The sequence below is a fragment of the Williamsia muralis genome (assembly GCF_002735905.1).
Taxonomy (GTDB): domain Bacteria; phylum Actinomycetota; class Actinomycetes; order Mycobacteriales; family Mycobacteriaceae; genus Williamsia; species Williamsia muralis_A.
Genome location: NZ_PEBD01000008.1, coordinates 397,903 through 420,930, shown reverse-complemented (window position 1 = coordinate 420,930; position 23,028 = coordinate 397,903). Strand labels below are relative to the sequence as shown.

The window sequence follows — 23,028 nt, the reverse complement described above, 5'->3', positions numbered from 1 at the left end:
GCGATTGCGGGTTCGGAGCGTCCGCTGAAGGCAAAGGTGGTCGCGACCGCGATCGCAGCCACTGCTGCCGCCGCGGCAACAGCAGATAGCAGAATGGCACCACGATGCCGCCTCAGTGGGGTGACAGTCTCCGGAGTGGCAGCGTGACGGTCAGCGGCCATCATGTGAAGCGCCTGGTCGAGCTTGTGCTGCGCGTAGGCGGGCAATGGCTCCTCGACTACCGGCGTAGAAGCCAATTCGCCGGTGGTGGCGTCCAGCGCTTTCCAGATGGTCATCGAATCCGGATCGTCGAACACTTTTGCGCGCAAGGCATCGGCCACCTCGTCGGGATAGACGCCGGCGTGGAGGTCGGCGATCATGTCCAGCGGGTACGGCGGTTCTGGCAGCTCGCGGTCAGTGTGGTGCCGATTGCCGATTCCGAACATCGTTCGAACCCCAGTTTCCCTCGTTTTCTTGATGTGAAAGCTAGGACGCAAGTTTCTCCGCAACGGTTCCCTCGACACACTGTCTTTTATTGCCGACTTTCCTGGACCACGCCCGCCTCCACCGCCGCGGCCCGATAGGCCTCTGCAAGGGTGTCGACGGTGTGGTGTGCGTTGAGACCACTCGGGTTGGGAACAACCCACACCACCGTGTCGCCGATCGCACGGTCCTGACGTCCGGCAGTTGCCTTCCGGTCCCCAAAAGCTGTGCGGTAGGCCGTGATTCCCGCGACCGCGATGACCTTCGGGTGCACGCGGGTGACCGTCTTGATCAGCTTGCGACCGCCCTCGACCAGTTCTTCGGTGGTCAGTTCGTCGGCCCGTGCGGACGCCCTCGGGACCACGTTGGTGATGCCTATCCCCCGGTCGAGCAACAGGGCCCGGTCGTCATCGCTCATACCCGCCGACGCATCGATCAACCGATCGACGATCCCGGCACGCCACAGAACCGGATAGAAGCGATTGCCGCGTCGGGCGAAGTGTGCGCCGGTCGCCGCCGTCCAGAGGCCGGGATTGATCCCGACGAACAACAATCGGCAGTCCGGCCCGATGAGATCCGGGACGACCGCATCGCGATACGACTCGAGTTCGGCGCGTGTGAAGCCCATCGGACCAGTAGACCGCACGGTCTCGCGCGGATGCCACAGACGGTCCGGTCCGGATCAGCCCGGCGTGGAAGACGTGGCCTGAATTGGGTGAAGGCGACTACCCCTGGGCCTCGTCGGCAGTGTCACGCAGGTGTCCCAGCAGTACCGCCAGCTTCGCGCGGCCGCGGGCGCAGCGACTCTTGATGGTCCCGGAGGGAACCCCGAGGAGTTCTGCCGCCTCCGCCACCGAGTAACCCTCGACATCGATGGCAACGATCGCCGCGCGCTGCTCGGGGGGCAGAGAGTCGAGCGCACGGCCGATCGACATGGACAGGTCGACGGTGCCCGTGCCGTCATGGGGGTCGGCGAGTTGTGCGATGTCGAACTCGGGTAGAGGAACGGTCTGCCGAGACTTGTTGCGGCGGATACGATCCAGGCATGCGTTGACGACAATACGATGCAGCCACGATGTGACCTTGGCGTCGGCGCGGAACCGATGGGCCATGCGGTGGGCGTTGAGGAGGGCTTCTTGCAGTGCGTCGGCGGCGTCTTCGTCGGAATGAGAGGTGCGGCGGGCGACCGCCCAAAGATAGCTCTGATGGCGGGTGATCAGAACCGCGAACGCATCCCTGTCCCCCTGCACATGCGCTGCAAGCAATTCCCCATCGGTCCGCACGTCACCGCCGGCCCTCCCCCATTTGGCCATGGGAGTGAGACTAATGGACCACAATGTCGCGTGCGAGACCAGATGCAAGTGCATCTGTTTGTATGACAACCCGTCAAAAAGGGCCGTGACCGGCGCTGATGGTCCCACTGTGCCGAGCAGCGGACGGGGTCGGCACGGGAGAGCACTAGACTTGACCGATCGGCGGGGAATTCTCGGCTGTGCTCCCCGGAAGGATCGCCACATCACTCTGTCGTCTGCGCCACATGAGATCTACCTCGTTCCTCCGGAGCTCGACAAACCGGAGGCCGTCCTTCGTGAGTCACCGGCTTCGGTCGCGCGGCTCCGGGAGCGGCCCGACGTCGTCGGGTTCGAGGGTCGATACGCGCTGACCATCACCTCGACCACACCTCACCAGGCGATGGTCGAGGATCTGCTGTTCATCCGCGGTGTCCTCGACGACGCGCAGATCGAATACCTGCTCGTGCGCGGCAACGACGAACGTCCCGTGATCGCGGTGGCATGGGCCGACCGCAGAGCGATGACACGTGCTCTGGCGGACGCCTGCGAACGCGAACCGTTCTACTCGAAAACTGTTGACGCAGAACGCGGCAAGGCGGTCTTCGTCGGCGACGGACGTCTGTCGGCGTCGTCCAAGGCGCGGATCTTCCGCCTGTACCGTCCGCGGGTGGAACCCGGCAGCGGCTTGCACTACGGCGCATCCACGGCTGTACAGGTGGAGTTGTGGTCGTTCACGCCGTCGGAAATCATTCTCCCGATCGAGAATTCACTCACCCGTCGCACGATCCGCAAAGAAGAGGCGGTGCGCGGCACGGTGGACAAGTTCGGCAAGACGTGGCCGACCATCGAGAACATGTTTGCCGGCCATGCGTCCGACATCAACTTCGACATCGACATCGTCTTCTCCTGGGTCGACGGTTCGTCGGCCGAGTTCCAGGCCCAGCGCGCCAAGCGGATGCAGAACTACGTTGTCGGAGAAGGGGATGCGTCGGCTGCGCGGTACCGGCAGATCGACGAGCTGAAGTACGCATTGCGGTCGGTGTACATGTACGCACCTTGGGTACGCCGCATCTTCGTGGCCACCGATTCCGCGCGTCCGTCCTGGCTGGCCGATGACCCGCGGGTGACCTTCGTGCCGAGCGAAGAGTTCTTCGCCGACACATCTGTGCTCCCGACCCACAATTCGCAGGCCGTGGAATGCCAGCTGCACCGTATCCCGGGGTTGTCAGAACACTTCCTGTACTCGAACGACGACATGTTCTTCGGTCGGCCGGTCAGCCCCGAGGCGTTCTTCTCCTCCGGCGGCGTGAGCATGTTCATCGAGGCCACCACACGCATCGGTCTCGGATACAGCGACCAGGACCGCAGCGGGTTCGAGAATGCGGCGAGGGTGAACCGTCGGCTGTTGCAGGATCGGTTCGGGCTCATGACAACTCGGCACCTCGAACATGCGGCCACCCCGCTGCGTAAGAGTGTGCTCGAAGAGATGGAGAGGGAGTTCACCGCGGAGTTCGCCGCCACCGCGGCGAGTGTGTTCCGATCGAGCAGCAACATCTCGGTGACCAACTCCCTCTACCACTATTACGCGTTGATGACCGGGCGCGCAGTGGTGCAGAAGGACGCGAAGGTGCGCTATATCGACACCACCGAGTACGCCGGGCTCAAGGACATGGAAAAGATGCTCCCGAAGCGTGCGGTGGACTTCTTCTGCCTCAACGACGGCAGCGTACCGGAAGTCGACCTCGAGTTGCGGACGCAGACGGTCACGAGCTTTCTCGACCGCTACTTCCCCATCGTCGCACCGTGGGAGACTGCCGCCGAGGCATCGTCTTTCGCGTAGGAGGCCACACGTCCGTTCAGGCGCGACTGACCGAATCGGCCCTGCGTCCGTCGGCGATGATGATGCCTGCCTCGGCCAGTCGGCGCGCGCTCTCGGCCGGCGAAACATACTCTCCGACAGTCTCATACGTACCGATCGGCACCGCTGAGTGGACGATGGTGGTGTCGTAGACGTGCACCAGGTTGTAACCCTGGCCTCCGTCGCGGCCGCGCATGGCGCCCGCAGGGACATTGAGGTCTTGGTTGTAGCAGGTGGCTGCGGCCACCGACACCGGGATGCCCGCGAAGGTGGCGGTGGTGGAGTAGTGCAGGTGTCCGGCGATGATGGAACGTACATCGCTGCCGCGCAACACATCTGCGAGACGATCCTGGTCGTGCAACTCCACCAGCACAGCCAGGTCGAGCACACAGGGTACCGGGGGGTGGTGCATTGCGAGAATGGTCCCGAAGTCGGCGGGGGTGGCGAGAACCCCTGCCAGCCAATCGAGTTGCTCGTCGCCGATCTCGCCGTGGTGGAGTCCGGGAACGGTGGTGTCAAGGGTGACGATCCGCAGACCGTCGATGTCGTACACCGCGTCGACCGCTGTGGTCGAGGGTTCCTGGTCGAGCAGCTTCACCCGGAAGTTCGCGCGGTCGTCATGATTGCCCATCGCCCAGATCAACTGGGCTCCGAGGTCGTCGGCGACAGGCTGGACCATCGCCCGGAGGGTCTCGTAGGCGCGCGGATCACCCTTGTCGGCGAGGTCGCCGGTGAAGACCAGCGCATCGATCCTCGAACCGGAACCGGTGAGTTCGGTGAGTATCTGACGAAGGCGTGAGGTGCTGTCCACTCCCCCGTAGAGATCGCCGCCGCCGTCGATGAGGTGGGTGTCGCTGACGTGCACGATGCAGTGGTTGGGCCGGGGATATTCGGCCGTCCGAGCCATCATCGGTCTCTCGCTTCCGATCGGATTGGCGCTGGAGGAGACTGCTGGCGTGGAGTGGTGCGGTGATCAGGTGACCGCCGCGGTGTCCACAGTAGCCAAACAGTCTGAAACTTCCAGCCGGGGCCCGTGCCACCGCGGCATGGTGAACAGCTGCGGTCGCACGGATGTCGCGGCACCTGGACCGGTCTGGCACGCTGGGAGCCGCCTGAGAGGTGGAGAGCTGTGAAGATCGTTCGCCGGCTGCGTCGCGCCGCCCGCATCGTCCTCATCGACGAGGAGGGCCGCACGCTGCTGTTCCGGGGTGTGGATCCACAGAACCCGTCGGTTGGGCCGTGGTGGTTCACCCCTGGTGGCGGCCGAGAAGGCGACGAGACCGATGAACAGGCAGCGCGCCGTGAGGTGTACGAGGAGACCGGCTTACGGATCACCGAGATGTCGGAGCCCGTCTATGCCCGTGAGTTCGACATCGTCTTCGGAGGCGAGCCGATCCATCAGGTGGAGACCTATTTTGTGGCGCATGTGGGAACGTTCGAGCCCCACTCGGCCGGCTGGACGGATTTGGAGCGCAGCTCGATACTGGGCCATCGGTGGTGGAAGCCCGAAGAGATCGAGTCGAGTGACGAGATGATCTACCCGGGCAATCTTGCGGATCTGGTTCGACGGCACCTGGACAACCCCGCCGGCTGACAAACGCCTGGTTGGCAAACGCCTGGTTGGCAAACGCACAGTCCCCTTCGGAGGCACCCGACACCCGACACCCTCGAGCTCGGTTTGCCGGCCGATCAGGGCCAGACGCCGGAACTCCCGCGTCGGTGCGAGCTCAGCAGGTGGGTGTCGACGATACCGATGGCCTCCATCAAGGCGAACATCGTGGTGGGCCCGACAAATCGGAAACCGCGTGCGCGCAGGGCCTTCGACATCGCGATGGATTCAGCCGAGGTGGTCGGCACGTCGGCCATCTCCTCGGGCTCAGGGGTGCGATCGGGTTTGAAAGACCACAGGAAGTCGACCAGGCCACCATCGGCGCGCAATTGCTGTGTGGCTCTGGCATTCCCGATGGCGGCCTCGATCTTGCCGCGATGGCGGATGATGCGCGCATCGGCCAGCATCGCGTCGATCTCGCGGTCGCCGAACGCGGCGACGGTGTCGACGTCGAAATCGCGGAAGACCTCACGGAAGGCGGGCCGCTTGCGCAGGATCGTCGCCCACGACAGGCCGGCCTGAAAGCCCTCCAGCACAAGTCTTTCGAAGTGGGCGTTCTCGCCGGAGACCGGCATGCCCCACTCGTTGTCGTAGTAGTCGCGCATCAGGCCGGTCTGTGCGGCCCACAGAGGACGGATGAGCCCGTCCTCACACCGCACTGCACCCGCGGGCAGTCCGTCGGTTGTCACCGCTTCGTCGGCCTAGGAACCGGTGAGCGTGACTTGGGCGACCGACCCCTGGTAGCGGCCGCTGTCGTTGCGGGGCAACGACGTCAGCCACACCATGACGTACCGCGAGGGGCCGGCGCCGGCGATCGGGATGGTGGTGGTCTCGTTGTCCAGTGTCGCTGCCCCGACCTGTGTGGTGGCCTCGAACGGGGCGCGTGGGTCGTCGGCGGTGCGGATCTGGACCTGGAGGCCCGGCGTGGGGGTTCGGATGACGGCCTCGGTCAGCGTGGCGTCGCGGTCCAGTGTGAACATCAGTCCCAGACCGGGCTTGAGGTTTCCGAACCGCGGTCCGCCGCGGTATTCGTCCGTCTGCCATGCCGGGGCCTGGCCCGAGATGACGTTGTTCAGGTTCGTCCGGCTGTCCGGCTCCTGGTCGGAGTAGTCGAGCATCGTGACGCCGGTCAACGCGAGCGGGGCCGACCCGACGGCAGGCGCGGGTGCACCGGGGGACGGGGCGCCGGCCGAGGACGAGAAGATCTTGTCGATGTCGGGGGTCTCGTTGCTGCCGCCCACCGAGTTCGAGATCCAGACCACCATCGCGATGATGAGGAATAACGTGAGCAGCACGGCCCCGGCGATCAGCGCCATCATCCGCACCGACCGTGGCTTCTTACCGCCACCTTCGGTGCCGAGCATGCGCGGTGTCGCGCGCGATGACGAACCGGGTCCGTCGTCGTCGCGGACCTGCGCGATGAGATCGGTCTTCTGATCCAGCACGGTTGCCTGGTCGAGAACGTGCTGAACCGTTGCAGCGGTGCGTATCCCGCTGTTCCCCTCGAGAGCCCGGGCGGCGACCGCCGAGATCTCGAACGGGACGTCGGGACGCTCGGCGCGCGGCTCGCGGGGCAGGTCGCCGGCCCCGGGTGATGCCGGGTGAAGTCCCCCGACGGGCTCGTTCGACGTGCGGTTGGTCGCCAGTTCCCTACCGGTGTCGGCGTCGAGTGGCCAACGGGCCAGCAACAGTGCGTACAGGACGGCACCGAGACCACGGACGTCGGTGGACTTGTCGGAGTCGGCCAGCGTGCCGGGGAACGCGACGAACGCGTTGCCGTCCTGGCTGATCCGGATGCGTTCGGGATGGTCGATGGACAGCGCGCCGCCGTTGCGATGCGCCGATTCGGCCGCGGCTGCGAGCGCCCGGACGGCACGGGCCGCACCGACCGGAGACGGACTGGTCTTGGCGACGTCGGCCAGTGACGAGCTCGGAACCCATTCGGCGACAACGATTCCGCCGGACGAGCCGCGCACCACGTCGAGTACCCGCGCGATCCCGGGCGAGTTGATGCGTCCCAGCCGCAGGGTGCGCGAGAGCACCGCCTGCGGACCCTCGTCGCGCGGATCGATACGCACGCCGGGGTCGGGTGGTGGTGCGACCTGCTGCGCGTCGACGAACGTCAGGGCGACGTCGCGATCGAGGTTGATGTCGCGGGCCTGCCAGAACTGGAGTCCGCGTGCGCCACCGTGGTGCTGCAGCAGACGGTAGCGGCCACCGGCGACGGCAGCGCCCGGGACCAGCCGGGGACCTCGTCGTGGCCGTAGGCCTGGCAATGCCTCGGGAGGACGTGGGGGTCCGTCGCCGCTCGCCGCGGGTGGGCGAGGTCCGGGGGGACCTGATGCGGGACGGTCGCCGGGCGGTTGCTCGCGAGCGGGCTGACGGGCGCCGGCCTGACTGGGCATCGCCTTGGTGGCCGGCCCGTCTTCTGGCGAGACGGCGGTGGAACCGGCAGCAGGCGTTGGCGGCCCGGCCGGTTTGCTGTCGGGTTCTGGTTTGTTCAAGGCACCTGCTCCTCTCCTCCGATAGCGAAGATCTTGGGGTTGGCGGACGCCCATTCCGGCGGCACCACCACTGGTGACCGAATACGCCTGCCAACTCGATGTTCCCCGGTCGAAGCGCTGAATGACCTCGACCTGACCAGAATACGGAACCGATTCGTCCCCAGAGATCCGCGGGAATTGAACGGTCATGGTGGCAGCGCCGTCGGTGGCGGGTTCGGGGGCCGGGGCGACAGCGGGGATGAACCGGCCGATTACCCGCCGGACCGCCACCACCACTGCGAGCACGTCGGGAACACGCAGCAGGGTCAGGACCGTGTACGTGAGGCCGATGGAGACGACGGCGACGAGCAGGAGATAGGCGAGGGAGCCGATCTTGCCGTGGTCGGTACTGAGCCGGTGCAGACCGGACACCTCGGCCAGCGCCCACACCAGGGCGCTGCACGCCACCGAGACCACGAAGGTCCAGATGACCGTGCGGCCGACGTTGGTCATTCTTGCGCCACCGAGCCTGCTGCGCAGCAGATAGTGACCGACCACCGCACCGACGAGGTAGCCGAGACCGTTGGACAGGGCCAGCCACCGGACGATCGCGTCGGGGTCGTCGAACAGGACCGGGCCGAGATAGGACGCCGCCACCTTCACCGCGGTGATCCCGATGACCATGTACGTCGGGGTCCAGGCGTCCTCGCGGGCGTAGAACACGCGGAGCTGCACCAGTGTCATCGCGTACGGGATCATCGTGAACGCGCCCCACGAGAGCACGCTGCCGAGCTGTGAGGCGGTGTCGGCGTCGAACTTGCCGAAGTTGAACACGGCGACGCCGATGGCCGGCCCGAAGAACGTCATGAACGCGATGACCGGCACCAGCGAGACCATCGTCAACCGGGTGGCCAGTGAGAGATCGTCGACCACCGAGTGGGTGTCGTCGGCGGCGGCATTGCGGGAGAGGCGGGGCATGATCGCGGTCAGGATGGTCACGCCGAGGACGCCGTAGGGCAACTGGAGGAGCTGCCAGTGTGTCGCGTAGACGCTGACGCCGGCTTCGGTGGCGCTCGAGGCGATGCGATAGGTGACGATCAGACCGACCTGCAGGACTGCGACATACAGAACGATGGCGAGTGCCATGTTGCCGAACTTGCGCAACCTGTCGTCCAGACCCCACTGCAGTTTCAGCTTCACCCCGCTGCGCCGGATGGCGGGGAGCAGGACCGCGGTCTGGGCGATCACACCGAGGGTGGTGCCGACGCCCAGGATCAGGAGCTTGGTGTCGCCCATGCTGACCGGGTTCAGCGAGATGTCACCCGGGGCGACCGCATAGGCGATCAAGGTGACTATCTGAACGACGTTGTTGAGCACGGGCGCCCAGGCGCCGGGCTTGAAGAAGCCCTTCATGTTGAGGATGGCGATGAACAGCGCCGACAACCCGTAGAACAGCACGGCGGGCATCAGCAGGAACGCGAGTGCGGTGGCGAGGTCGCGGTTGACCTTGCCGTCGCCGAGGTTGAGCATCGTGAGCGCTGGCGCAGCGATCAGGGCCGCGAGGGTGGCCACCCCCAGCACGGTCACCGCGAGGGTGAAGATGCGGTTGATGAATCCCACTCCCCCGTCCGCGTCTTCGGATTCGGCGCGGACCAGGACCGGGATCACGATGGCGGTGAGGACGGCACCGAGGACCACCTCGGCGACCATGTTGGGCAGTACGTAGGCGGCCTGGAACGAGGAAGCGACCGCGGCGCCGAGCAGGGCCAGCACCAGGACCGTGCGCACGAATCCGGTGATGCGTGAGACAAGGGTGGCCAGCGCAATGGATCCGCTGGTGCGCAGGACGCTGTCGTCGGACGGTTGTTCTCGGACGCGGGCACCGGGGTCGATTGCCGTGGACGTCGTCATCTTGCCGGACGCAGCCGACGCCAGCTCACCGGCTGTCGGGCGTTGTCCGGGTGCGGGGTCGCGCGGCGCACCGGGCGGAACCCCAACAGACCCGGGCGAGACCCCCACTGACCGGGGCGGGGGCCGTCGGCGTGGAGGTGGCGGCTGCATTCCACCGTTGGTCATGACTTGTCGCCGCCGGTGTCGTGATCAGGGTGATGTCGGCCGAGGTGGTGCTCGCGCTCGGGTGGACTGTGCAACGCGCGGCTGTCCGCCATCAGCCGATCGCGTTCGTCGGGCTCGGGCCGATCGAGGTCGGCGGGATCGGGTTCCCCACGGAATCGATGCCACAACCGTCTGCCCGACAAGAACACCAGGAGTGCGCCGGCGCAGATTGTGATGATGAATAGCGGTTTACCATATGCATTGGAATGTACTGACAGGTTGATCGAGTCGCCCAACGGGACTCCGCCTGTGGTCACCAGACCGATCTCCACCGTGATCGAACGGGAACGGTCGGCGCGGGTGGGGACCTGGATCTGACGGGTTCCCCTGGGCGGGATCTCCAACACACCCATGTCTCCGACGGTCATGCCGCTCGGTGCCGAGACGTTCAATCGAGTTCGCATCGCCACGGGCAGATCGTTGCGGATCACCAGGAGCAGCGGGCTGCGTTCGGAGGCCAGGGTGAACCGCCCACCTGGGTCGAGGATGCCCACACCGTTGCGGATGTTCGTCAGCGTGGTCGCGACCGCAGATGTGCGCATCGACGCCGACCGCGCCGCAGCCTGCTGATCCTGTGGCGCCACGGACGCCATCGCCCGCAGCATGTCCTCACGCAGCGGCGCCAGGTAGGCACCCGGGGTGATCGGCACGTCGGCGCGGCGCGTCATCGAGTCCTGCAGATCGCGCGTCTGCTGCAGGTCGGCGCGTACCGAGGCGATGACCCGGGGATCGGGACCGGTGACGGCGGTCTCGAGTGGGGCCACCAGCTCTGCACCCGCGGGGGCACCCGAGGTGGCGGTGAGATCGGTGGCGACCCCGGCCAGCGGCCGGGGAATTGCAAGGTCTGAACCGAGCAGCAGAGACATCGCCGACAACACCGCGCGGGTGTCATCCTCGGACGCAGACCACGTGGGTGGGGGCATCAGCACCGCGCCGCGCCCGATGCGTTCGGCGATCGGGTCGGCCACGGTCTGCCCGTCCGACGATTGCGTGCCCGTGTCGGCCGGCCCGGAGTCGTCGGCGAGTGTGGACGGTGCGAGCGCAGAGAACATCATTGCCGCGACTGCGTTCTGGCGGCGGACCTGTTCGGTGCCGGCCAGCCAGCCCGCCCGCTGGGATGTCGGGGTGACCTGGGCCGACCGCGGACCCGGGCCGAGTGCCGACAGGCCGCTTGCCACCGCGGGGTCATAGGTCTGGACGGCGAGGTCCTCGCCCAGGGGGTATTCGCCGTTCGTCGAGGTGGGGGTGAGGTTTCTGACGCTCGACGCCGCGACGACGGTGCCCACCGCGCCCTTGTCGCGGATCAGTCCGGCGCCTGCGGTGTCCAGGACCCCCGATGCCGGAATCGCCAGGCCACGAACACTCTTCACGTTGAGTATGCGGTCGACGATGTCGGCGGGTGCTCGTAATGCGGTGTCGGACAGGTCGGAGTCGGCGACCTGGGTCAGCGCGGTGGTGTCGACGTGCGCGAACGAGGTGGCCACCACACACATACCGGTGGCCAGGGCCTGCAGCCGAGCGAGCCAGGCCGCCGCGACCTCGGATCCGGTGCCCTCACGAGCCGGGCCAGTCGGGTCGGCGGGGTCGGTGGTGACCAGATAACTGCCGGTCATCGCCTGCACGCTGATCAGCAGATCGGGGTCCACCGCCAGACACAGACTGCGCGCCAGAGGCGACTCCAGATCTCGCGTCCGGGTCTCTTCCATGGTCGCCACGAGTCGATCGAGACGTCCGCCGGAGGCCAGTGACTGCTCGAGACCGTTGTCCATCAACCGGACCGTCTCGTCGCCTCCCCCGGTGACCCCCGGCGCGAGTGACGCCGGAGCGGCGATCGGCCAGAGCATGGTCATGCCGACCGGTTGTGAGATGTCCGGGGCCACCGAACCGTCGGCTCCGATGGGCGCGGCGACAGGGTCGCCCGAGACGTCGTCGTCGGCCTGGGATTGCGCCCGCAGCGGGTTCGGCGGCAGGCCGACCACCGGCAGGAGAACGCGCGCGTCGTCGAGCCGTGCCGGGTTGCCGAAGTCGGGGGTGCCGTTGACGTTGACAAGCACCGGATATATACCCGGCTTGTCGATCTGGAAGCTGGGCGCACCAGAAGTATTGACGGACAGATCAATTCGCAGTGAGAAAGGAATCGACCGCCCGGGTCCGAGCTGCTGACTGACGTCGGTGAAGTCGCCGACGGTCTCGAAACTGTTCGCGTCGGCGGACAGGGACTCGCCGAGGCCGGCACTGGTGGTGATGGCGGCCCCGCGTTGCAGGCGCATGGCGACGTTGCGAACCGGCCGGTCCCCGACGTTGGTCAGCGTCCCGCTGGCGGTGACCACGCCGGGACTGGAGGTGGTGACTGTGGAGGGATCGATCGACTCGAGCGAGATCCGCAGGAACTCCCCGGTCTGGGAGGTGTCGTCGGTCTGGGAGGTGTCGTCGGCGGGTGCGGCCACCGCCGACACCGCGAGGGGTCCGAACACCAGGGCGAGAACGCTGACCAGGATCGTCAGCGCCCGCATCGATCGGCCGTTCACGTCGCGACGTGCGGGCCGGATTCCGGCGGTGGTGCATGGGCGGCCGGTCCCCCGCTGTTGCCGGCCCCGCGGTTCTCGGATGTGGTCTCGGTGCCGCCACCGCCGCCGCGACGACCCCGGCGGCGTCGGCGGCGAGGCCTCGCCGGCGCGGGCGGAGGCTCATTGCGCTTCTGATTCCGCGCGGCCGCGGCCTTCTCGTAGGCGTTCGGCTCGGTGCGCGCCCCCTTGGCCTCAGACTCGGCCATCCGGTCGGGGTCGGCCACGAGCTCGGCGATGACGTCCTCGGCGACGCGCGCCAATCGGCGTTCGTCCGAGTAGGTCAGCCGACGAGGGAGCTCGGCGAGTGGAACCCAGGCGACCTCGGCCACCTCGTAGTCGGCGTCGGAGAGTTCACCACCGGTGAAGCGCATCAGGTAATGGTGCACCGTCTTGTGGATCCGTTTGCCCTCACTGACAAACCAGTAGTCGATCTTTCCGAGGGGGGCCACAACGTTGCCCTCGATGCCCGTCTCTTCGGCGACCTCACGGATCGCCGTCTGTTCGGCGGTCTCCCCCGTCTCGATGTGACCTTTCGGCAACGACCACATCATCCGGCCGCGGCGATCGACCCGCCCGATGAGGGCGGCGCACTGCTGCTCGTGCGGGCCGTCGAGGCCCGACACCATCAGCCCACCGGCCGAGGTCTCCCGCACCGTGCGAAGTCGTTGCTTGGCCAGGTTCGGGGGCACCTTGGCGGGGGCTTTGACCTTGCCCACATCCGACGGTTTGACCTGCGCGGTCCGACCTTCGACAACATGGGTTCCGGCGACCCCGGTGGATTCACTACGGGCGGCCTCGACGCTGTGGTCGGCGGGGCGTGACGGCTTTCGGCGACGACCGCGGCGCGATCGCCGCGATCCGGGAGCCGACGCGGTGGCGTCGGTGACAGTCGAGTCGTCGCTGCGTTGCGGTTCCGGACCCGGCTGCGGACTGGGCTGGGGACTCGGCTGGGGACGGGGCTCTGCTCCACTGTGATGAGAGCTGTCGATCCGGGTGGCTGTCGATCCGCCGCGCCGATTGCCGCGCCTGCGCCGCGGACGTCGAGGGACGTCCCTATTCGGCTCGGTGGGTTCGGCTGACACTCACACGATGCTAGTCGCCGTTAACCCACCGTTTCTGCCAGCGGGGCCGATGGCGGCGACCTGGACCCACCGCAGTTTGGTCATGCCGCACGATCGGGGTTCGGATCGTCGCCGGTCGGTCGGTAGTCTGGCCAGTCGTGACAACTCCCCCATCTTCCACAGGCACCTCGGCTGCCGATGAGCGACGCACCAGGTTGCTCGCAGCCGCTGCGGTGTCCTTGCGGGGACTCTCGGACACCCTCGATCCCCTTGGCGCTCGGTTTGCCGCAGCGGGGCACGAGCTCTTCCTCGTGGGCGGCTCGGTGCGCGACGCGGTGCTGGGCCGGCTCAGCACCGGCGACCTGGACTTCACCACCGACGCGCGTCCCGAGCAGGTGCAGGAGTTGCTGCGCGGGTGGGCCGAGGCCATCTGGGACACCGGGATCGAGTTCGGCACCATCAGTGCGGTCCGGGCAGGTATCCAGATCGAGATCACCACGTTCCGGGCAGATTCCTATGACCGGGTGAGCCGCAACCCCCAGGTGCGGTTCGGTGATCGTCTCGAAGACGATCTGGTGCGCCGCGACTTCTCCATGAACGCGATGGCCGTGAAGATCGGTGCCGACGGCAGCCAGGAGTTCATCGACCCCCTCGGTGGGATGGACGCGTTGCTGGCCGGGGTGATCGACACGCCCGCCGCGCCCGAGGATTCGTTCAACGATGATCCGCTGCGCATGTTGCGTGGTGTGCGGTTCGTCTCGCAGCTCGGGTTCTCGCTGTCACCAAGGGTGTTCGCGGCCACGGTGGAGATGGCTGGCCAGATCGAGCGGATCACTGTGGAGCGGATTGCGGCCGAACTCGACAAGCTGATCCTCGGCGAACATGCGGTCGAGGGAGTCGAGACGTTGTGTGAGACCGGCCTGGCCGAGCTGATCATTCCCGAGATCCCCGGGATGAAGCTGGCCATCGATGAACACCATCAGCACAAGGATGTCTACACCCACTCCCTCACCGTGCTCGCTCAGGCGATGGACCTCGAGGACGGGGATCCCGATCTCGTCTTGCGGTGGGCGGCGATTCTGCACGACATCGGCAAGCCGGCAACCAGGCGTCACGAACCGAACGGTGGGGTGAGCTTTCATCACCACGAAGTGGTCGGCGCCAAGATGGTCCGTAAGCGGCTGCGAGCGCTGAAGTATCCGAAGGCGGTCATCGAGGACGTCGCGAACCTGGTGTTTTTGCATCTGAGGTTTCACGGCTACGGCGACAATCAATGGACCGACTCGGCGGTGCGCCGCTACGTGACCGATGCCGGTCCCCTGCTGCCGAGGCTGCACAAACTGGTGCGGGCCGACTGCACCACTCGCAACAAGCGCCGGGCGCGCAAGTTGCAGCAGAACTACGACAACCTGGAGCAGCGCATCGCCAGGATTGCCGAGCAGGAAGACCTGGCGAAGGTCCGGCCCGACCTCGACGGCAACGCCATCATGGAGTTGCTCGATCTGCCCCCGGGCCCGATGGTCGGCAAGGCCTGGCGGTATCTCAAGGAACTGCGGCTCGACCGCGGACCCATGTCGCGCGAGGAGGCCGAAGAGGCGTTACGGCAATGGTGGGCCGCCGAGCAGCAGAGCTGAGTCGGCTGTTCCTCGGCTAGCTGAGTGACACCATCTCGCTGATGTCGTCGTTCGGGAACGGACCGTCGACCACTGCGGTCACCGTTGCCTTGTTCAGAGTGATCGCGCCCCTGTGGTTGTCGAGGAAGGCGGTGTCCGCGGCGTCACGGCCTGTCGATATACGGACCAATGTCTGGCGAGGCGCCAGGCAGGTGGCGTCGACAACTCGCCACCGGCCGTCGACGAACGCCTCGGCGACGGCGTGGAAGTCCATCGGATCGCAACCGGGCGCGTACACGGCGACAAGTCGAGCCGGGACGTTCACCGCCCGCAGGATCGCGACCACCAGGTGCGCGTAGTCGCGGCAGACGCCGGCGCCGGCCAGCAGGGTGTCGGCGGCACCGTCGATGGGATCACTGGAACCCGGGACGTAGTCCAGATGCGTACCCACCCACGACGCGACCTTCTCGAGCAGCTCTGCGGGGTCGGTCAGATCGCCGAATTGCTTTGCGGCGAAACCGAAGAACTTGTCGGCCTCGGCGTATCGGCTCGGCCGCAGGTACATCGACAGGTCGTGGTCGGACACCGGTGCCGGGTCGGCGGAACCGAGGACGGTGGCGGTGTACTCCACCTGCAGATTGCCCACCCCGGCGTGCAGCATGTGGATGCGGCTTCCGTGCGCACCGCTGATCTCTTTGGCCGACACGGGTTTTCCGTCCAGTTCGAAGGACAGCGATTCGATGATCTCGGCCCCGGGATGCGGGGCCACGGTGATCTGGAACTCCAGATCGGTCTCGCTGGTGATGTCGACGTCGAGATGGGCGGATACATCGCGTTTGAGCACAGGAACTCCTCGGCAGGACGGGACGGCACGACGGGACGGCACGACGGGACTCGGCGAAAGGGAAGCCCCGTGGGGCTTTACATGGATGCCCGACGACGACGGCGGTTACGCCAGGAACGTTACCGCACCCGGTCGCACCTCGATGGTTGCCGGCAACCGCCCGATCCGGTCGCCATCGGCATAGATCGGCGCGGTGGGTACGCAGTCCAGGACAATGCGTGAACCACGGAACTGCTCGACTTCTTTGTGCTCGATGTGCTTGCCGCTGTACATGGTCGGGAACAATCCGAACATCTTCAGACGTGGTCCGTGAGAGATCAGGGTGAGGTCGAGCAGGCCGTCGTCGATGACCGCCGACGGCGTGATCTTCATCCCGCCGCCGTACGAGGGTGTGTTGCCCACCGCCGCCAGGATGAGGTCGCGTTCGAATGTGTTGTCGTCCACCGTGATCCGATAGTGAAACGGCTTCATCCGCGCCAGTTCGGCGACCGCCGCCAGTGGATAGCGCAATTGCCCCTTGGGCCACGACATGTTGTTCGCGCGCTCGGTGACCAGTGCGTCGAGTCCGGTGGCCGCGACCGTTCCGAAAACGGCACTGGGGCCGTCGGCCGGCGTGATGACCGCGATGTCGAACGGTCGGCGACGCCCGGCGGCGATGATGGCGGCCGCAGCAGCAGGGTCGTCGGTGGGGATCCCCAGAGCACGTGCATGGTCGTTGCCTGTCCCGGCCGGGATGAGACCCAGCGGGACACCGGTGTCGCCGATGGCCTCCAGGGCCAGGCGAACGCTGCCGTCGCCGCCGACCACCACCAGGGCGTCGATGTCGGATGTGGTCGCCGCGCGGGCGAGTTCGCGGGCCTCGTCTGGGTCGCGGCCGACCAACTCGGTCACCTCCACACCGCGGTCACGCAGCGCGGCGAGTGCGGTGGCTGCGGCGCGCACGCCGAGGCCATGGCGGGCAGCGGGATTGATCAGAGCGGACACCCTGGCGATCGCGGCGGTCATGGGATGAGTTTGCCCGGGTTGAGGATGTCGGTGGGGTCGAGCGCGGATTTCACCGCGCGCAGCACCCGCAAGCCCACGTCGCCGACCTCGTCGGCCAGCCACGGCCGGTGGTCGGCGCCGATGGCGTGATGGTGGGTGATCGTCGCCCCGGAATCTATCATCGCCTGTGACGCAGCGCTTTTCGCAATCAACCACTGCCCGATGGGATCAGCTGTGGCCCGGTAGACCACCGTGAAGTACAACGAAGCCCCGGTGGGGTAGGTGTGGGAGATGTGGCAGAGGACAAGGGCGGGGGAGCCGGATTCCTCGATGGCGGTGGTCAGGGCTGTGGTCACAGCAGCCTTCGTGTCTGCCAGCTCGGCCCACGTGGTCGCGGTCTCGAGGGTTTCGCAACCGACGCCGATCGCGAGCAGCGCATCACGTAGATACGGGGCGTTGAACCTGCCGTGCGCCCAGGCGTGTGCGGGTTCGGCACCCATCGATGTGGCGCCGGCAGCCGAGAACAGGGCGGCGGTGAGGTCACGGCGCGCGGCGGCGACATCGTCGGTGCCCTCGAAGGTCGTGATCGCCAGGCAGCCCCCTGACGGTGCCCCGTCCTGATCACCTGCGCCGATCTCGGCTGGAGTCGCCAGGTTCACCCCGGTCTCCGCCTCATCCGACAGCCGCATCACCGTGGGACCACCGCCTTGCTGTGCCACGGCACGTAACGCATTTGCGCCGGAGGCGAAGTCGGGAAAGTGCCACGCTTCGCCGATGGTCACCTGGGGGATGCGGCGAACTCGCACGGTGACCTGCGTGATGATGCCGAAGGTGCCTTCCGAACCCAGGAACAGTTGTCGAAGGTCCGGCCCTGCAGCGGTTTTCGGCGCGCCGCCCAGGTCGAGGGTGCCGACGGGCGTGACCACTCGTAGGCCGGTCACCATGTCGTCGAAGCGTCCGTACCCGGCTGATGCCTGCCCCGACGACCGGGTGGCCGCGAACCCCCCGATGGTGGCGAACTGGAAACTCTGCGGGAAGTGCCCGAGCGTGAACCCATGTTGGGCAAGGAGTCGTTCGGAGGCCGGCCCGGTCACTCCCGCACCGAGCGTGGCCTCCCCGGACACGGTGTCGATCGAGATCAATTCGTCGAAACGGCGCAGGTCGACCGACAGCGTCGCGCGGTGTTCGCCGCTGTCGGGATCCAGGCCACCGACCACGCTGGTGCCGCCGCCGAAGGGCACCACGGCCACCTCGGACAGCGCGCACCACTGCAGCAGGGCGTGTACCTCGTCGTCGGAGGCGGGGATCGCCACACCGTCCGGAGCGGACTGCTCTATCTGCTTGCGTCGCAACAGGTCCAGGGTAGATTTCCCGCCGGACCGGATCAGCCGATCGCCGTCGGCGGTCGAGACGGCGTCGACGATCGCGCGCAATGCATCCAGGTCGGTATCGGTCAGGCGGGTGGGGGACAGGCGCACCTGGTCGGCGGTCGGTGCATCGATCGGATCGCCGGAGATGCCCAAGACGCCGACAAGAAGGTTCTTGATGTCGGCGGAGAGGTGGGTGGCCGCCGATTCCGCTCCCCACGCATCCCACTTCATCGGGGGAAGCGGTAGTGCGTGTTGTGGGTAGTTCGCCGTCATGCGTTACAGTTTTACACAATATGTCAATCCGTCACGCCAAGATCGCCGCAGTGGGCGATCCCTCCGTCGCCGACCGCGTTCTCGACGCGGCGCGGACATGTCTCGTGCGCGCAGAAGGCGGCAAGATCACCCTCGCCGAGGTCGCCCGACTGGCCGGAGTGAGTCGGCCGACCGTGTACCGACGCTGGCCCGACGTGCAGTCGGTGACCGCCGACCTCGTCACGAGGGAGATGAGCCGGGTGATCTCCAGCGAGCCGGCACAAGGCACATCGCTGGGGGACAAGGTCGACCGAATCGTCGCCGTAGCCGACGCAATCCGGCACAACGACTTGTTCGCGGCGTTGTGGAGCGAACCGTCGGCAGCGCTGGCACCGTATGTGTTCGTCAGGTTCGGGCGGAGTCAGCAAGCGGTGCTCGCACTTCTGAACCGCACGATCGCAGACGGTCAGCGCCGCGGCGACATCCGCGACGGCGATCCCGGCCAGCTGGCCACCATGGTCCTGCTGATCTGCCAGTCGACGATCCAATCCCATGCGATCGTCGAACCCATTCTCGGTGAGCGATGGTCGCCAGAACTGCGGCACGCACTCATGTCCTATCTGAGGAGCGCGCCATGACCGGCCGACCCCTGTCTTTTGTCGACGCGTCGTTGAACGCCGACCGTCGCACCAGCGAACTCGCACAGCTCGCTTCGCGCACCGATCCGGTCGACGTACTGGTCATCGGTGGGGGCGTCACCGGGGCCGGGGCGGCACTCGATGCAGCAGCCCGCGGGCTGTCGGTGGTGTTGGTGGAGGCGCATGACCTGGCCTTCGGAACCAGCCGATGGAGTAGCAAACTCGTCCATGGCGGTCTGCGATACCTCGCGACCGGCAACATCTCGATCGCTCGCGAATCCGCTCTCGAACGTCATCGGGTGATGACGGTGATCGCACCGCATCTCGTACGACCGGTCGGCCAGCTGCTGCCTGTCTACTCCGACACCCCGTTTGTCGCCAAGGTCGCGGCCCGCGCAGGCATGCTTGCCGGAGATGTGCTGCGGCACAACGCCAAGACCCCTGCCACCGTACTACCGCGTTCACGCCGGATCTCGGCGCAGCGGGCCGGGGAACTGTGTCCGGGAATCCGGACCGATGGATTGCGGTCGGCGGTCCTGGGGCACGATGGGCAGCTCATCGACGATGCCCGTCTGGTGGTCGCACTCGCGCGTACCGCGGCGGGTCTCGGCGCCGGTATCTGCACCTACACCCGCGCCTCCGACGTCACCGGACACGGTGCTGTGCTCACCGACACCAGGACGGGCCACAGCTTCCCGATCGCAGCCCGGTCGGTGATCAACGCAACCGGGGTGTGGTCGGGCCAGGTCGACGATTCGATACGCCTACGACCAAGTCGCGGAACGCATCTCGTGGTCGACGCCGCTGCTGTGGGGAATCCGACCGCCGCCCTCACCGTTCCGATGGCGGGCAGCATCAGCCGGTTCGTCTTCGCGCTGCCGCAACAGTTGGGTCGGGTGTACATCGGGCTCACCGACGAGGACGCGCCAGGCGACATCCCGGACGAGCCCACCCCGTCCAAGAACGAGATCGACCTACTGCTCAACACGATCAACCAGGCACTCAGCCGAGAACTCACCCGGTCGGACATTCGCGGTACCTACTCGGGGCTGCGACCCCTGATCGACGACGGCGGCACGGGGGAGCGGGCCACCGCGGACCTGTCGCGCAACCATCTGGTCCGGGTCAGTCCCACAGGCGTGATCACGGTGGTCGGCGGGAAGCTGACGACCTACCGCCAGATGGCCGAGGACGCCGTCGACGAAGCCATCCAGCGCGGCGGCATACGTGCGGCATCGTGCGAGACCGGGTCACTGGCACTGGTGGGCGCCGTCGGGCGGTCCGGCGACAGCACATTGCCCGAGTCGCTGGTGGCGCGGTTCGGTGCCGAGGCCGGGCGTGTCCTCGAGACGGCCACGGTGAGCAACCCGGCCGGCCCGATAGCCGAGGGCATCGACATCACCCGGGCCGAAGTGCAGTACGCGCTGACCGCCGAAGGCGCGCTGACCGTTGATGACATCCTGGCCAGACGTACCCGAATTGCGTTGGTGCCCAGCGATGCCGACGCGGCACGCCCGGCAGTCACCGAGATCGTCAAGGCGACCGTGTCCGCGAGCGCTTGACCCTATCCTGGTGCGATGAGCGAAGTCACCGAGGACGACCTGGCCGACATCCTGGCGGCAACCCGGAGTTTTGTGCGTGAGCAGGTGGTTCCGCGCGAGCAGGAGATCGCCGACGGCGATGCGATTCCTGCCGACCTCCTGCAGGCGGCCAAAGACATGGGCCTGTTCGGGTTCGCGATCCCTCAGCAGTGGGGTGGTCTCGGCCTGGACCTCGAACAGGATGTCCGACTCGCACAGGAGTTGGGCTACACGAGTCTGGCCTTCCGGTCGAGCCTCGGCACCAACAACGGCATTGCCGGGCAGGTGCTGGTGGAGTTCGGAACCGATGAACAGAAAGAAGCCTGGCTGAGCCGGATCGCGTCGGGCGAGGTGGTGGCGTCGTTTGCGCTCACCGAGGATGGGGCCGGTTCGAACCCGGCCGGCCTACGCACGAAAGCCGTTGCTGACGATGATGATTGGGTGATCAGCGGTGAGAAGCGCTACATCACCAACGCGCCGTGGGCCGATCTGTTCGTGGTGTTCGCGCGGTACCGGCCTGCCGATGAGACCGGTCCGGGCATCGCAGTTTTCCTGGTGCCTGCCGATACCCCCGGAGTGAGTGTGGGCCCGAAGGATACGAAGATGGGCCAACAGGGTTCGGTGACTGCACAGGTCTTCTTCGACGACGTCCGGGTACCCGGTGCGTCTCTTGTCGGCGGCGATCCAGAGGTGGGATACCGGGCGGCCATGACCATTCTCGCCCGTGGCCGCATCCACATCGCAGCAGTCGCAGTCGGGCAGGCGCAACGTGCACTGGACGAATCGGTGCGGTACGCCGCGCTGACGACGCAGGGAGGCACCACGATCGGCGACTTTCAGTTGGTGCAGGCAATGCTCGCCGACCAGCAAACCGGTGTGATGGCCGGCCGGGCGCTCGTGGCCGAAGCGGCGCGCAAATGGGTCAGCGGCGAGGACCGGCGCATCGCGCCCTCGGTGGCAAAGCTGTTTTGCACCGAGATGCTGGGCAAGGTCGCCGACCTCGCGGTTCAGGTTCACGGGGGCAGTGGGTACATCAGAGGTGTTGTGGTGGAACGCATTTACCGAGACGCGCGGCTCCTGCGGTTGTACGAGGGCACGAGTGAGATTCAGCGCCTGATCATCGGCTCAGGCCTGGTGCGAGCGGAGAAGAAGAGGACTCAGTAACCCATCCCACGTAGTTCGTTCGCGAGCTGGTCCAAGTGCGACCGCTGCACGTCGAGGTGCGGACTGATCCGCAACACCGACTGCTCGGCACTGAGCGGGGCACGCCAGCTGTCGGCGCAGGTGACCAGAATGCCGATGGACCGCAACTTGTCTCGTGCTGCCAGGACGTCCGACGGGCCCCAGCCCGGGGGAGGTGCGAGGGTGACGATCGCCGAGGGCTCGTTGATCGGTTCGATCACCTCCCAGCTGCCGATGCCGTGCAACCGCTCCCGGGTGAACTGCCCGATGGCCGCCAGTTCGCGGCTGACCCGTTCGGGCCCGAAGCTCTGCAGCTCCTGGATCGCCACACCCAGACCGAGACGCCCCGCGACGAACGCTTCGGAACTCTCGATCTCCGCAGGCCGTACCGAGTCGCCGCGCACGGCGAGGAAGCCGACGCCGCGCGGACCGGCCAGCCACTTGCGGCTCGTTCCATAGACCACGTCGGCACCCGAAGCGCAGTTCCGTTGACCGAACGACTGGGCGACATCGACCACCACAGGTACCCCGGCGGTACGCGCCAGCTCGACGATCTTCTCGACCGGCTGGACGATTCCACTGTGAGATCCGATGTGGCACACGTGGATGAAGTCGGGTTGCTCGAACTGCAGCATGTTCTCGAGCGCATCGGTGTCGACGTGTCCGTACACGTCGGCGGACGGGATGGTGTGCACGGCGTACCCGCGGCGCTCGAACTCGTCGAGGTTGGGTCCGAACTCGTTCTTGGCCACCCATACCGATGCCGAGATCGGCAGATTCCAGAAGGTCAGCAGCGCGCGGAGTGCGGCCTTCGCCGATTCGCGGAACGCGAGCTCATGCGCCTGGCGCCCGACGAGCGTGGCGATGTCACGACGGCACCGGTCCAGCGACTCGGTGATCTGTTCCTGGGCCACGTAGGCGCCGCGCTCGGCTTCACGCCACAGGTGAGCGGTGATGGTTTCGATGACCTGATTCGAAGCGCGCGATGCCGCGGCGGAATCGAGGTGGATGCTGACGGGCTCTGTTCGGGCCCGATGCCACAGGTCACCGAGCTCGCTGACGTACATCCGAAGGTCCTCCTCGCAGGTCATGCTGGGTGACGCCGGGCACTGGGGTCG

At 66.7% G+C, this 23,028-nt stretch carries 17 protein-coding genes; 6 read left to right on the top strand and 11 right to left on the bottom strand.

Translation table 11 applies throughout. From position 1 onward, the window contains the following. Positions 1-511: 511 nt before the first annotated feature. Together mug and sigM are read right to left on the bottom strand one after the other, a co-directional pair. Entirely contained in the window at positions 512-1,090 is a 579-nt protein-coding gene (mug, locus tag CSW57_RS10965; protein WP_099382801.1) for a G/U mismatch-specific DNA glycosylase, read from the bottom strand. 97 nt (positions 1,091-1,187) lie between these two features. Continuing rightward, complete coding sequence (gene sigM, locus CSW57_RS10960) at positions 1,188-1,775, bottom strand: RNA polymerase sigma factor SigM (RefSeq protein ID WP_099383320.1); 588 nt, start codon at positions 1,773-1,775, stop codon at positions 1,188-1,190. A gap of 379 nt (positions 1,776-2,154) precedes the next feature. On the opposite strand from sigM, the gene CSW57_RS10955 reads away from it, so the two are divergent. Continuing rightward, positions 2,155-3,594 (top strand): stealth family protein, encoded by a 1,440-nt coding sequence (locus tag CSW57_RS10955; protein WP_099383319.1) that lies wholly within the window; start codon positions 2,155-2,157, stop codon positions 3,592-3,594. A gap of 16 nt (positions 3,595-3,610) precedes the next feature. Here the strand turns inward: CSW57_RS10955 and CSW57_RS10950 are convergent, their stop codons facing one another. Further along, complete coding sequence (locus CSW57_RS10950) at positions 3,611-4,522, bottom strand: phosphodiesterase (RefSeq protein ID WP_099382800.1); 912 nt, start codon at positions 4,520-4,522, stop codon at positions 3,611-3,613. Positions 4,523-4,741: 219 nt separating this feature from the next. Here CSW57_RS10950 and CSW57_RS10945 point away from each other — a divergent pair, with 219 nt between their 5' ends. Further along, complete coding sequence (locus CSW57_RS10945; protein ID WP_189339210.1) at positions 4,742-5,206, top strand: NUDIX hydrolase; 465 nt, start codon at positions 4,742-4,744, stop codon at positions 5,204-5,206. A gap of 95 nt (positions 5,207-5,301) precedes the next feature. On the opposite strand, the gene CSW57_RS10940 is transcribed toward CSW57_RS10945, so the two are convergent. The 4 genes from CSW57_RS10940 to CSW57_RS10925 all read right to left on the bottom strand — a co-directional run bounded on the left by CSW57_RS10940 (position 5,302) and on the right by CSW57_RS10925 (position 13,468). Beyond that, positions 5,302-5,910 carry a DNA-3-methyladenine glycosylase I gene (locus CSW57_RS10940; protein WP_189339209.1) on the bottom strand — a complete coding sequence of 203 codons (609 nt, stop codon included), beginning with the start codon at positions 5,908-5,910 and terminating at the stop codon, positions 5,302-5,304. A 12-nt stretch (positions 5,911-5,922) separates the two neighbouring features. Further along, the gene (gene murJ, locus CSW57_RS10935) at positions 5,923-9,615 is read right to left on the bottom strand and encodes a murein biosynthesis integral membrane protein MurJ (protein WP_099383317.1); all 3,693 of its coding nucleotides are present in this window, start codon (positions 9,613-9,615) and stop codon (positions 5,923-5,925) included. A 161-nt stretch (positions 9,616-9,776) separates the two neighbouring features. Next, positions 9,777-12,347 (bottom strand): DUF6049 family protein, encoded by a 2,571-nt coding sequence (locus CSW57_RS10930; RefSeq protein WP_099382798.1) that lies wholly within the window; start codon positions 12,345-12,347, stop codon positions 9,777-9,779. Beyond that, a complete protein-coding gene (locus CSW57_RS10925) occupies positions 12,344-13,468 on the bottom strand; it encodes an NUDIX hydrolase (RefSeq protein WP_223249188.1) in 1,125 nt (374 codons plus the stop codon). The genes CSW57_RS10930 and CSW57_RS10925 overlap by 4 nt, the downstream gene beginning before the upstream one ends. A gap of 137 nt (positions 13,469-13,605) precedes the next feature. Between CSW57_RS10925 and CSW57_RS10920 the strand changes: the two genes are divergently transcribed. Next, positions 13,606-15,081, top strand: a complete 1,476-nt coding sequence (locus CSW57_RS10920) for a CCA tRNA nucleotidyltransferase (RefSeq protein WP_099382797.1) — start codon at positions 13,606-13,608, stop codon at positions 15,079-15,081. A gap of 16 nt (positions 15,082-15,097) precedes the next feature. On the opposite strand, the gene CSW57_RS10915 is transcribed toward CSW57_RS10920, so the two are convergent. From CSW57_RS10915 to CSW57_RS10905, 3 genes are all read right to left on the bottom strand, one after another. Next, entirely contained in the window at positions 15,098-15,904 is an 807-nt protein-coding gene (locus tag CSW57_RS10915) for a transglutaminase-like domain-containing protein (protein ID WP_099382796.1), read from the bottom strand. A 105-nt stretch (positions 15,905-16,009) separates the two neighbouring features. Beyond that, on the bottom strand, positions 16,010-16,909 hold the full coding sequence (locus CSW57_RS10910) for a diacylglycerol kinase (RefSeq protein ID WP_099382795.1): 900 nt from the start codon (positions 16,907-16,909) through the stop codon (positions 16,010-16,012). Beyond that, on the bottom strand, positions 16,906-18,531 hold the full coding sequence (locus CSW57_RS10905; protein WP_370623939.1) for an FAD-binding oxidoreductase: 1,626 nt from the start codon (positions 18,529-18,531) through the stop codon (positions 16,906-16,908). Before CSW57_RS10905 ends, CSW57_RS10910 begins: the two co-directional genes overlap by 4 nt. Positions 18,532-18,551: 20 nt before the next feature. On the opposite strand from CSW57_RS10905, the gene CSW57_RS10900 reads away from it, so the two are divergent. From CSW57_RS10900 to CSW57_RS10890, 3 genes are read left to right on the top strand one after another with little or no spacing between them, the layout of a single operon-like run. Further along, positions 18,552-19,148, top strand: coding sequence for a TetR/AcrR family transcriptional regulator (locus CSW57_RS10900; protein ID WP_099382794.1), 597 nt, complete (start codon positions 18,552-18,554; stop codon positions 19,146-19,148). Continuing rightward, on the top strand, positions 19,145-20,710 hold the full coding sequence (locus tag CSW57_RS10895) for a glycerol-3-phosphate dehydrogenase/oxidase (RefSeq protein WP_223249187.1): 1,566 nt from the start codon (positions 19,145-19,147) through the stop codon (positions 20,708-20,710). The genes CSW57_RS10900 and CSW57_RS10895 overlap by 4 nt, the downstream gene beginning before the upstream one ends. A gap of 15 nt (positions 20,711-20,725) precedes the next feature. Continuing rightward, entirely contained in the window at positions 20,726-21,892 is a 1,167-nt protein-coding gene (locus CSW57_RS10890; RefSeq protein ID WP_099382792.1) for an acyl-CoA dehydrogenase family protein, read from the top strand. Here CSW57_RS10890 and CSW57_RS10885 read toward each other — a convergent pair. Then, positions 21,886-22,977 (bottom strand): aminotransferase class V-fold PLP-dependent enzyme, encoded by a 1,092-nt coding sequence (locus tag CSW57_RS10885; protein ID WP_099383314.1) that lies wholly within the window; start codon positions 22,975-22,977, stop codon positions 21,886-21,888. The genes CSW57_RS10890 and CSW57_RS10885 overlap by 7 nt on opposite strands. Positions 22,978-23,028: the final 51 nt, after the last annotated feature.